The 12228-nt window shown below is 38.8% G+C and carries 9 protein-coding genes; 4 read left to right on the forward strand and 5 right to left on the reverse strand.

Features of this window, described 5'->3' with window-relative positions:
- Positions 1-59: 59 nt before the first annotated feature.
- From aceF to pdhR, 3 genes are all read right to left on the reverse strand, one after another.
- A complete protein-coding gene (gene aceF, locus AAEY68_RS01955; RefSeq protein WP_350585407.1) occupies positions 60-1976 on the reverse strand; it encodes a pyruvate dehydrogenase complex dihydrolipoyllysine-residue acetyltransferase in 1917 nt (638 codons plus the stop codon).
- A 10-nt stretch (positions 1977-1986) separates the two neighbouring features.
- On the reverse strand, positions 1987-4653 hold the full coding sequence (gene aceE / locus AAEY68_RS01960; protein ID WP_024590628.1) for a pyruvate dehydrogenase (acetyl-transferring), homodimeric type: 2667 nt from the start codon (positions 4651-4653) through the stop codon (positions 1987-1989).
- An 89-nt stretch (positions 4654-4742) separates the two neighbouring features.
- Complete coding sequence (gene pdhR / locus AAEY68_RS01965) at positions 4743-5492, reverse strand: pyruvate dehydrogenase complex transcriptional repressor PdhR (RefSeq protein ID WP_007586129.1); 750 nt, start codon at positions 5490-5492, stop codon at positions 4743-4745.
- Between the two features lie 727 nt (positions 5493-6219).
- Between pdhR and AAEY68_RS01970 the strand changes: the two genes are divergently transcribed.
- Positions 6220-6672: an REP-associated tyrosine transposase gene (locus AAEY68_RS01970; RefSeq protein WP_024590627.1), complete on the forward strand. Its 453-nt coding sequence runs from the start codon at positions 6220-6222 to the stop codon at positions 6670-6672.
- Positions 6673-7172: 500 nt separating this feature from the next.
- Here AAEY68_RS01970 and ampE read toward each other — a convergent pair whose 3' ends face one another.
- Together ampE and ampD are read right to left on the reverse strand one after the other, a co-directional pair.
- Positions 7173-8024: a beta-lactamase regulator AmpE gene (gene ampE / locus AAEY68_RS01975; protein WP_007586130.1), complete on the reverse strand. Its 852-nt coding sequence runs from the start codon at positions 8022-8024 to the stop codon at positions 7173-7175.
- A 13-nt stretch (positions 8025-8037) separates the two neighbouring features.
- Positions 8038-8592, reverse strand: coding sequence for a 1,6-anhydro-N-acetylmuramyl-L-alanine amidase AmpD (gene ampD / locus AAEY68_RS01980; protein WP_350585408.1), 555 nt, complete (start codon positions 8590-8592; stop codon positions 8038-8040).
- A gap of 421 nt (positions 8593-9013) precedes the next feature.
- Here ampD and nadC point away from each other — a divergent pair, with 421 nt between their 5' ends.
- The 3 genes from nadC (at position 9014) to AAEY68_RS01995 (ending at position 12192) form a co-directional block, all read left to right on the forward strand.
- On the forward strand, positions 9014-9865 hold the full coding sequence (gene nadC / locus AAEY68_RS01985; protein WP_350585409.1) for a carboxylating nicotinate-nucleotide diphosphorylase: 852 nt from the start codon (positions 9014-9016) through the stop codon (positions 9863-9865).
- 482 nt (positions 9866-10347) lie between these two features.
- Entirely contained in the window at positions 10348-10785 is a 438-nt protein-coding gene (locus AAEY68_RS01990; RefSeq protein ID WP_169044338.1) for a pilin, read from the forward strand.
- A 63-nt stretch (positions 10786-10848) separates the two neighbouring features.
- Positions 10849-12192, forward strand: coding sequence for an O-antigen ligase family protein (locus AAEY68_RS01995; RefSeq protein WP_502935705.1), 1344 nt, complete (start codon positions 10849-10851; stop codon positions 12190-12192).
- The last annotated feature ends 36 nt before the right edge of the window (positions 12193-12228 follow it).

The raw sequence follows: 12228 nt of genomic DNA on the forward strand, positions 1-12228 counted from the left end.
GGTAAAAATCCCAGCTAAAAACAACTGGCTGGGATTTGATTCTATTCATTGTCCAGCGATTACATCACCAATTGGCGAATATCGCTCATGTAACTTGCAAGAGTCACAGTAAAGCGTGCAGCTAAGGCTCCGTCAATAACCCTATGGTCGTATGACATAGACAGCGGAACCATTAGTTTTGGTTCAAACTCTTTGCCATTCCATTTAGGTTTCATTTCAGATTTAGACACACCTAAAATAGCCACTTCTGGTGCATTAACAATCGGCGTAAATGCCGTACCGCCAATACCGCCAAGGCTAGAAATAGTAAAACAACCACCTTGCATATCAGACGATGTAAGCTTACCGTCACGTGCTTTAACAGATACTTCCATTAATTCGCGTGATAGTTCAATAATGCCTTTTTTATCAACATCTTTAAACACTGGTACAACTAAACCGTTTGGCGTATCAACTGCAACACCAATGTTAATGTACTTTTTAAGAATTAAGCTTTCGCCGTCTGCAGAAAGCGATGAGTTGAATTTTGGAAATTCAGCAAGTGCTTTTGCAGCTGCTTTCATTACAAACACAAGCGGCGTAATTTTAACACCCAGCTTTTTCTTCTCGCTAAGCACATTTTGCTCTTTACGGAATACTTCAAGGCTTGTGATATCTGCTTCGTCAAACTGTGTAACATGTGGGATTTGCACCCAGTTACGATGTAAGTTTTTGCCTGATAGCTTTTGAATACGAGACAGCTTTTGTTCTTCAATTTCGCCAAACTTAGCAAAATCAACTTTAGGCCATGGAATAAGACCGAGCTCGCTACCACCAGCATTACTACCTGCTGACAATTGACCAGACTCAACTTGCTTAACTAAGTTTTTAACATAGTTTTGCACGTCTTCTTTAACTATACGGGCTTTGCGACCAGTGCCTTTTACGTTAGCTAGGTTAATACCAAACTCACGCGCTAAACGGCGAACAACAGGTGATGCATGAGCATACGCGCTGTTTTCTGTGAAGCTTTCATTACTTGCTTTTGCTGGTGCCGCTTGAGCCGGTGCCGACTCAGTTTTAGCCGCAGCTGCAGGTGCTGATTTTTCAGCTGGTGCAGATGCCGCTGGCGCGCTGCCTGTAACTTCAAATACAAAAATTAATGAGCCTGTCGATACTTTATCGCCAGCGGCTACTTTAATTTCTTTAACTGTACCTGCAAATGGAGCGGGTACTTCCATTGCAGCTTTGTCGCCTTCAACGTTTAAGATTGATTGATCTTCTTCAACCGTGTCGCCAACTGCAACCATAATTTCAGTTACTTCAACTTCATCGCCACCAATATCAGGTACATTCACTTCTTTAGTACTTGGTGCTGCGTTTGCTGTTGAGCTAGCTGCTGGCGCTTCTACAGGAGCCGACTCTTTAGCCGGTGCTGCAGATTCACTTCCTGCTACTTCAAAAACAAACACTAATGAGCCTGTTTTAACTGTGTCGCCAGCGGCTACTTTAATTTCTTTAACTATACCGGCAAATGGAGCAGGTACTTCCATTGCAGCCTTGTCGCCTTCCACGTTTAAGATAGATTGCTCTTCTGAAACGGTGTCACCAACAGCAACCATGATTTCAGTTACTTCAACTTCATCATCGCCAATATCTGGTACGGTTACTTCTTTAATTGAAGAACCTGTAGAAGCAGCAGGTGCTGCCTCTTCAGATTTAGCTGGAGCAGCGGCTGATGCTTTTTCTTCACCAGTGCTTTCACTCTCGCCTTCAAACAAAAATACTAAAGAGCCAGTTGTAACGGTGTCGCCAACGTTTACTTTAATCTCTTTCACTGTACCCGCTTGCGAAGCAGGTATTTCCATTGATGCTTTGTCGCCTTCAACATTTAATAATGATTGGTCAACATCTACTTTGTCGCCAACGCTTACTAATATTTCGGTTACTTCTACTTCGTCGTCACCAATATCTGGTACTTTAATTTCAATACTCATTGCAAACCTCTTATGCGTACAGTGGGTTAAGTTTGTTAGTGTCGATGTTGAACTTTTTAAGAGCTTCAACAACTACTGACTTCTCAACTTCACCGCGTTTAGCAAGTTCAGATAACGTAGCAACAACAACGTAGCCCGCGTTAACTTCAAAGTGACGACGTAGGTTTTCACGGCTATCAGAACGACCGTAACCATCGGTACCTAACACTTTGTAGTTGCTGCTTGGAATGAATGAACGCGCTTGTTCTGCGTAGTTTTTCATGTAATCCGTTGCTGCAACAGTCACAGAGTCGTTTAATACGCTTGTGATGAATGCTGTTTTTTGCTCGCCTTCAGGGTTAAGCATATTGAAACGTTCAGCATCTTGACCTTCACGCGTTAATTCGTTGAAAGACGTTACAGAGAACACGTCAGACGCAATGCCATACTCTTCGCTTAGAATCGTAGCGGCTTTACGTACTTCAGTCATAATAGTACCTGAGCTTAATAGCTGTACGTTGGCTTTTTTACCTTCGTAACTTTCAAGCTTATAAATACCTTTACGAATACCTTCTTCAGCGCCTTCTGGCATAGCTGGCTGATGGTAGTTTTCGTTCATAAGCGTTAGGTAGTAGTAAATATTTTCTTGGTCATCACCGTACATACGACGAATACCGTCTTGTACAATAACAGCTACTTCAAACGCGTAAGTTGGGTCATATGAAATACAGTTAGGAACCGTATTAGCAAGAATATGACTGTGACCATCTTCGTGTTGTAAGCCTTCACCATTTAGCGTTGTACGACCCGCAGTAGCACCTAATAAGAAACCACGTGCTTGTTGATCGCCCGCCATCCATGCCATGTCGCCAACGCGTTGGAAACCAAACATAGAGTAGTAAATGTAGAATGGGATCATTGGTAAATCGTTAGTGCTGTATGAAGTTGCAGCAGCAACCCATGACGACATTGCACCTAACTCATTAATACCTTCTTGAAGCACTTGCCCTGATACAGTTTCTTTATAGTAAGAAACAATATCACGATCCTGTGGTGTATAGTTTTGACCATGCGGGTTATAAATACCGATTTGACGGAATAAACCTTCCATACCAAATGTACGTGCTTCATCGGCAATAATTGGTACAATATTTTTACCAATGCCTTTATCTTTTAATAAGATATTAAGTGCACGAACAAATGCCATTGTTGTAGAAATATCACGTTTTTGCTCTTCAAGTAGCGGTTTAAATGCCTCTACTTCTGGCAACGCTAATTTTTCAGTAAAACGAGGAATACGTTTAGGTGTATAACCTTTAAGTGCATCACGACGAGCATGAAGGTACTTATGCTCTGGTGAGCCTTCTTCAAGCTCTAAATAAGGAAGCTCTTTTAATTGCTCCTCAGATACTAAATCGTCAAGACCAAGACGTGAACGTAAATGTGCAACATGCGACATATCCATTTTTTTCACTTGGTGTGCAATGTTTTTACCTTCAGCTGCTTCACCCATGCCGTAACCTTTTACAGTTTTAGCAAGAATCACAGTTGGACGACCTTTAGTATCTTCTGCTTTTTTAAATGCAGCAAATAGTTTTGATGACTCATGACCACCACGCTTAAGCGCGAAAATTTCGTCATCTGTCATATCTGCAACAAGTGCAGCTGTTTCTGGGTAACGACCAAAGAAGTTTTCACGTACGTACGCGCCATCTTTAGCTTTGTATGTTTGGTAATCACCATCAACAGTTTCGTTCATTAACTGTAGTAATTTACCCGTTGTGTCTTTAGCTAGAAGAATATCCCAGCCGCTGCCCCAAACTAGTTTAATTACGTTCCAGCCAGCGCCTTTAAACAAGCCTTCTAGCTCTTGAATAATTTTACCATTACCCATAACTGGACCATCTAAACGCTGTAAGTTACAGTTAATTAAGTAACAAAGGTTGTCTAGCTTTTCGCGTGAAGCAAAAGAAATAGCACCGCGTGATTCTGGCTCATCCATTTCACCGTCGCCTAAAAACGCGTATACACGTTGGTTTTTAGTGTCTTTTAAGCCACGACCATCTAAGTATTTTAAAAAGCGAGCTTGGTAAATAGACGCAATCGGACCTAGGCCCATTGATACCGTAGGGAACTGCCAAAATTCAGGCATTAATTTAGGGTGTGGGTACGACGGTAAACCTTTGCCATCAACTTCTTGGCGGAAGTTATCTAACTGTGTTGCCGATAAACGACCTTCAACAAACGCACGTGCGTAAATACCCGGAGAAATATGACCTTGGTAATAAACTAAGTCACCACCGTCTACGTCATTTGGTGCTTTAAAGAAGTGGTTAAAACACACTTCATAAAATGCAGCAGATGATTGGTAAGACGCCATATGACCGCCTAAGTCGAGATCTTTTTTCGATGCACGTAGAACGATCATAATCGCGTTCCAACGTATAATTGAACGAATACGGCGCTCAAGGTTTACATCACCTGGGTAAGCCGGTTCTTGATCTACAGGAATAGTATTAACGTAGTTCGTGGTAATACCCGTTGGCATATCAACGCCGTCTAAACGGGCTTGTTCTAACACTTGCTCAAGTAAAAACTGAGCTCGTTCAACACCTTCTTCGCGCACAACTGATTCAAGAGCTTGTAACCACTCTTGTGTTTCTAGCGCGTCTACGTCAATTTTATTGACTTCAGACATATGGAGGTTTCCTTATGTTTAAAATACGAATGTTTAATTTAATATCACTGTTACTTAATTTTGTGTGTTCAAAGTAGCAATGTACTAGCTTAATTTTGTTTGGTGCGTCTTAAACTACGTTCAATTCGCGAATGTTCTTTACCCGCTTCAAGTAATGCTTCTTCTATAAACGCTAAATGCGCATTACTTGCTAAACGGGCTTGTTCTGGATTACCGTCAATAACGGCATCCATTAATAAACGCCGGTGCTGGGCTAACTGACTGCTAATATCTGACTTTTTTAATAGAACAGTTAAATTTTGCAATACATTTTGCTCAAGTAGCGCTTTCATGCCTCTTACTAAATGCAGTAACACCACATTATGCGAGGCTTCTGCCACGCTAAAGTGAAATGCATTAATTGCTTTTGCTTTTTGCTGTAAATCATCATTAACTAGGGCAATTTTATCAAAGCTTTCTTTCACTTTGCTAAAATCGTTGCTGGTCCCGCGCAGTGCTGCGTAGTAAGCAGCAATCCCTTCTAATGCATGACGAAATTCAAGTAAATCAAACTGCGACTCAGGGTGTTTACTAATCAAATCAAAAAGTGGATCAGTAAGCCCTTCTTCGAGCTGATTTTTTACAAACGTGCCGCCACCTTGGCGACGCGTAACTAAACCTTTTGCTTCTAACTTTTGAATTGCCTCACGCAGTGACGGGCGAGACACTTCAAATTGCTTTGCTAGTTCACGCTCTGGTGGCAACTTTTCACCTGGTGCTAACGAGCCTTCAAGAATCATGTTCTCGAGTTGCTGTAAAATAACATCAGATAACTTTGCTGCTTTGATCTTTAAAGACATGAATCAACGTCCGCGTTGTATAAATACCAAGAGCCCATAAAGCGGGGCTTTGAGTAGTATGATTTACCCAAAAGGTAAATTGGTCATACCAAAAATTTTCAATACGGTATCAAAAACCTTATTAGCTGTCAATTTACAGGTAGCTTGAGCAATTAAAGTAGCGTAACGCATTTTGAACGAAGATTAAACAATGCGCAATTTACAAAAATTGTTATAACGTTAATAGGATGAAAACAATTGGTCTGACCAGAAAAATAGAGTGTTAACTCTAGTTGAATTTATTAAAGAAATTAATAACAGGATAAAAGTACCAAAGAAATAGCTGCAATTTACACACGATCAATCAACTAAACATAAAACACAATGCGCGATATAAAATCGCGACTACACAATATCGTAGCAGCGGGTTTACCCCGCGATTATTGTGCAAACAATCTCCCAACCGAAAAACATATGTGGGATATAAAATCGCGACTACGCAATATCGTAGCAGCGGGTTTATCCCGCGACTATTGTGCAAGCAATTACCTAAACGTAAAACACAATGCGCGATGTAAAATCGCGACTACGCAATATCGTAGCAGCGGATTTACCCCGCGACTATTGTGCAAGTAATTACCTAAACGTAAAACACAATGCGCGATGTAAAATCGCGACTACGCAAATTTATAAAAATTGCATATGCTTTAAATTCGTGGGTCTGTGATTGCTAAAATACGGGTATGTTATGCATCGTTCATATTTATTACGAAAGGGAAGAGTATCAAAAGCAAACCACTATTATGCTATTACACTGGTTTGTCATGAGCGAAACAACCTATTCACAAGCTTAATAATTAATAGAGCTATTATCAATGAAATGAGGGGATTAGAAAGAGAGCAACTAATTAAATCAAATACTTTCGTGATAATGCCAAACCATATTCATTGGTTATTACAATTATCCGATAGCGCAACATTAAGTGAGGTAATTAGAAGCTTCAAAGGACGCTCAGCCACGGTGTATAGACAATTTGGCAGACAAAAGCTTTGGCAAAAAGGGTTTTATGATCACTTAATAAGAAATACCGAAGACTTAAATAGCTGTGCTAGATACATAGTCGCAAACCCTTTGCGTGCAAATTTAATAGAAAATATTGCAGACTACCCATATTGGGATAGTATTTATCTAAACTCGTAGCAGCGGGTTTACCCTGCGATATTTGGCAACTAATCTCCCAACCGAAAAACACAATGCGCGATATAAAATCGCGACTTCGCAATATCGTAGCAGCGGGTTTACCCCGCGACATTAGGCAACTAATCTCCAACCAAAAACACAATGCGCGATATCGTAGCAGCGGGTTTACCCCGCGATTATTGTGCAAGTAATTGCCTAAACGCAAAACAAAATGCGCGATGTAAAATCGCGACTACGCAATCGTAGCAGCGGGTTTACCCCGCGACATTTGGCAACTAACCTCCCAACCGAAAAACACAATGCGCGATGTAAAATCGCGACTACGCAAATATCGTAGCAGCGGGTTTACCCCGCGACATTTGGCAACTAATCTCCCAACCAAAAACACAATGCGCGATATAAAATCGCGACTACGCAATATCGTAGCAGCGGGTTTACCCCGCGATATTTGGCAACTAATCTCCCAACCGAAAAACACAATGCGCGATGTAAAATCGCGACTACGACAGTCCACCAAATAATGTAAGTAGCGCTATAAGTACTAAGTAAAATAATACATTGCGCTTAACAAGCTTAATCATACAAGTGGCCTCGTAGGTACAGCCGTAATAACGCTTTTCAACTTGCTCTGCAGCCAGCGCAGTACATGTTACTACTTCTCGGTTTGGAGATTTAAAGTTAAGTACGTAACGTAGCCAACAGCTTGTGCCTTTATTAAAGTTACCTATTACTAAATAACCAAAGCTGGTAATACGTGCAGGTAACCAGTCGAGCCAAAACAATAATTTATGTATAAGTTTAAAACGCTTAGCAAATATTACTTTATGATCTTCTCGTACTAAATCAGCTAAAGTACGTACCAGTGCATATAAAACCGCACCTGGCGCGCCTAAAACAACGAACCAAAAAATAACCGCACAGTAAAATCTAAAGTTTACCCACGCCAATGTTTGCCCAAAGGTTTCGCCACCATCTTGATCATCAGTACGCTTTTGACCTATTTGCAACGCATATAAAGATGCAGCAGTACCGTCATCTCGCGTTAACGCATTTAAGTACGACTTATATAAAGCACGCTGCTTAGCACAACCAAAGCAAACCAAAAGCACCGCGATATTAATGCCCAACTGCCACAAAACAAAATCAGATAAACAATAAATTAGTGCCATCGCAATCACTGGAAGTAAAAGCCAAATTAAAAAGCCCGGTGCTGAGCTAAATAAGCCCTTATCACCAAGTAATTTATTAGAGCGATTTAAATAACCATTTGCGTAATAACTTATCTGCCAGTAATTAGACCGAGCGCCTAAGCGCTCTAGTATTAATGCAATTATTATAGAAACTAAAATCATGGGAATAATTCTCTTAACTTAGTTGTTCAATCATATTAAAAAACAATGGCCAATTAAAGCTACTGCCAGGATCTGTTTTACGCCCAGGGGCAATATCGCAATGCCCAACAATACGCGAAGGGGTAATTTTTGGATAGCGTTGCATTATAGATTTACTAATAATAGTTAATGTTTTGTACTGTGCTAAAGAATATGGAGCGGTGTCGGTACCTTCAAGCTCAATGCCAATGCTAAAGTTATTACAAGCAGGTACCCCCTCAAACTCAGATTGCCCTGCATGCCAAGCGCGCTTTTCAAAAGGCACGTATTGTATAACCTCACCGGTGCGCTTTATAAAGCAATGGGCCGATACACGTAAATTCTTTAAGTCACTAAAACTCGGATGAGCATTGCAATCAATGCACCCCATAAATAACTCATCAACGAAAGGTGTACCAAACTGCCCTGCTGGCAATGATATATTGTGAATCACCAATAAAGAAATATCAGCCTCATCAGGGCGCTCATCAAAATGCGAACAAGGCCGCTGCGCTACCGCACTTAAAACACCGTCTAAATCTATTTTCATGATACGTTTATTATATAAATATCAAGATATACATAGCACTGATGCTAATGGATTTATTAAAAAAATGATAGTAACAAGCGAGGTATAAAACCTCACCTACAAATAATTCAAACCCACACGTAGGTGCGAATTTACATCCGCTCATGTAACATAACTTTTGAAATTAAAAGCGAGGTATAAAACCTCACCTACAGATAATTCAAACCCATACCTAGGTGCGAATTTACATCCGCTCATGTAACGTAACTGTTGAAATTAAAAGCGAGGTATAAAACCTCACCTACAGATAATTCAAACCCGCACGTAGGTACGAATTTACTTCAAGCGCTTATCTTTATATTGGTGAAAAGGCAATCGCTTCTCTTTCTTTTATAAACATAGTAAAATTTGCTTAATTTATTAACGCTTATGAGCTTTTATTATGTCTATCCCGCACTCTTTAGTTAGCCAACTTGTCACTCTTGCACTCGACGAAGATTTAAATTATCAAACAGCTCAAGACGGCGATATTACCGCGCAGCTTATCCCTCAGAGCGAGCAAGCCAACGCAAAAGTAATTACCCGCGAAGACTGTATTTTTTGCGGAAAAGACATCATCCTTGAAGTATTTAAACAAGTAGACCCAAGCGTTAAGGTTAATGTACTCATTAATGATGGCGACGCAGTTAAAGCAAACAGCACATTATTTACCGCTATTGGCTCGGCTCGTTCAATATTAACTGCCGAGCGTACTGCACTTAACTTTGTGCAAACGTTATCGGGTACAGCCACTACTACAGCACATTATGTAAAAGAATTAAGTGGTACAACAACGCAACTACTCGATACACGCAAAACCATACCTGGTCTGCGCGCTCTTCAAAAATACGCAGTAAAATGTGGCGGGGGTGCAAACCATCGTATTGGATTATTTGACGCTTTTTTAATTAAAGAAAATCACATAGCAGCTTGCGGCACAATAAACAAAGCCGTAGCTCAAGCTAAACAAAACCACCCAAACAAACCTGTCGAAGTCGAAGTAGAATCACTCCCTGAACTTAAGCAAGCAATTGAAGCTGGCGCCGACATAATTATGCTAGACAACTTTAGCGTAGAGCAAATTAAGCAAGCTGTAATTTTAACCAACAAGCGTGCAAAATTAGAGGTTTCAGGCAATATGACCCTAGAAACGCTCAAAACTTATTCACAAGCCGGCGTCGATTTTATATCAAGCGGCGCATTAACAAAAAACTTACAATCAATCGATTTATCGATGCGTTTTGAACGATTTTAAAGCAACAACTGCCAATTAATACCCCTAATCGATTGACAAGTTAAGTAAAAAAGCATTAAATAACCCGAAAGGCTTACTTTGTAACATTTTGTTAAATAAAATCGCTTTTTTATAAGAAGATACGTGCTAAATACTAAAATAAAATGGTAGACTAATTCTGTTGTACTATTTTATTTTAAAAGGTAGTCATAAATAACTAGTACCTTTAGTTTTTAAAGACATAATTAAAAACTAAAGCAACTAAACTACTTACTTTATGCCTATACTATTTGTTGCTACAACATGTAGTGCTCTTAGTAAACTTTTATAGCTAGTACTAAACATAATGAATTCACATACGGCTTTTGTGTTTCATACTCTAAAGCTAAAGTGTAATAAAATTAATTTTAAGTAAAACTGTAAAGTAAATCAGTTAAATTAAGTGAGGCATTTGCCGCTTAAGTGATTTAAGTTACAAAAATCTATCCTTTAGGAGAGGAAACATGAAAACAATGACTCAAAAACAACAGGGTTTCACCCTAATTGAATTAATGATTGTAGTAGCAATCATCGGTATTTTAGCTGCAATTGCTTTACCTGCATACTCTAACTACCAAGCAACATCAAAGCTTACGGCTGGTTTAGCTGAGATATCTGGTGCAAAAACTGAAATGGAGATTTTAGCTAATAATGGTGAAACCGTTTCAACAGTTTCTGATATAAAAGCAATTAAAAATGCATCAACCCAAAACTGTACCATTACAGCTGCTATGTCAGCTGGCGCAGGCACAATTGTTTGTTCGATTGCCAATGCACCTTCTCAAATTAGTTCAGCTAAATTAACTTGGACTAGAGCTGCAACTGGGGCATGGACATGTGCAACTACAGGTATTGCAGCAGCAGACAAAGATTTAGCTCCAAAAAGCTGTCCACAATCTTAATCATTTCTTGATTACTAAAAGCGCCTAGTTTGGCGCTTTTTTAATGCGTAAGAATCAGCATTCATGAATATAATAAATATAAAAAAGCCATCGCTTATCAGCTTGTTTTTTCTGTGTACGCTAATACCTTTAATACCCATAATTTCATACGACTACCATAACCACCAACGTATCATCCAAATAGCTTTTTTACTTTTCACAAGTATTCTAGTGCTTACAGCTTTTTTAAGTAATAAAGAGCCTACTTTTAAGCTGGCACTAAACAAAAAAAATGGAATGTTATTTTCGGTTTTTATCTTTTGTGGTTATTTATCTGCATTAATGAGTGCGGAGCAAAGTTTTAGCTTACTTTATACATTTCATATAAGTCTACTTATTTTAACTATGTGTTATGTAGGTACTATAAATAATAAAAAATCTATTTTATTTATTATTTATGCATTACTGATAACTCATACAAGCCTCATTTTAATATGCCTACTTAATATAATTTTTACGCTATCTGAACAACAACCTTTAAATCCATACATAATTTACTCTGGATTTATTAACATTCGCTTTTTTAATCAAGTACAGGTGTTTGTTCTTCCATTTTTGGTGCTACTCCTAAAGTTTAAAAGCATTCAGCGTGTTGTATTTACTATTTTGTTTTTAAACTTATTACTTATATTTATTGGGCAAGCTCGTGGGGCTTTACTCTCATTTTTAGCTTTCTCCATTTTTGCTCTTGCTTTAAAAACTACATTAAAAAAACAAGTACTTATCGGATTAGCTTGCTTTGTTTTAAGTTGTATTACTTTTTATGCTCTAGATTCGTTAAATAAAGGAGGGGCCGAAATACTACGCACGTCCACCTCGGGCCGTATTGATTTATGGTTTAATACTATTTCAAGCCTATCTTTAAAGCATTTATTTATAGGCAATGGTCCTGGAGTGTTTGAAATGTCACTTGGCAGCTCAGCTCCTTTTAGCCATCCTCATAATTCGTTAATTGAAATTTTAAATGAATGGGGTCTTATCGCTCTTATATCTATTTTAGCAGTTGTTTGTACAACCTTTAAAAAAGCTATAACACATTTGAAATGTCATAAAAAAGATATCATTACTGAAAGTCTCTTTTATTCTTTTGCTATAGGAATTACATACTCACTATTTTCTGGTGTGCATGTAATGCCGGTTTCGCAAACACTCTTATTTATCATGTGGGGGTTGCTACTTGGAAGAATTAATAAAAAAAACAACCAAAGCCTTACCATAAATAAATACTTAAAAGCTTTAATAGCCATTTTATTTATTTTTGCATGGTGCCTTTACTTACAAAAAGCGATAAATATTTATAATAATATTGATCCTGATAAAGGATATATTTACGGGCCTAGGTTTTGGTCTGTAGGGCAACGATTTTAAAACGCTCAACTTTTCTACCAAGAATCATTAGTTTAA

It is taken from the genome of Pseudoalteromonas sp. RB2-MNA-CIBAN-0110, from assembly GCF_040309305.1.
Classification (GTDB): Bacteria; Pseudomonadota; Gammaproteobacteria; order Enterobacterales; family Alteromonadaceae; genus Pseudoalteromonas; species Pseudoalteromonas arctica.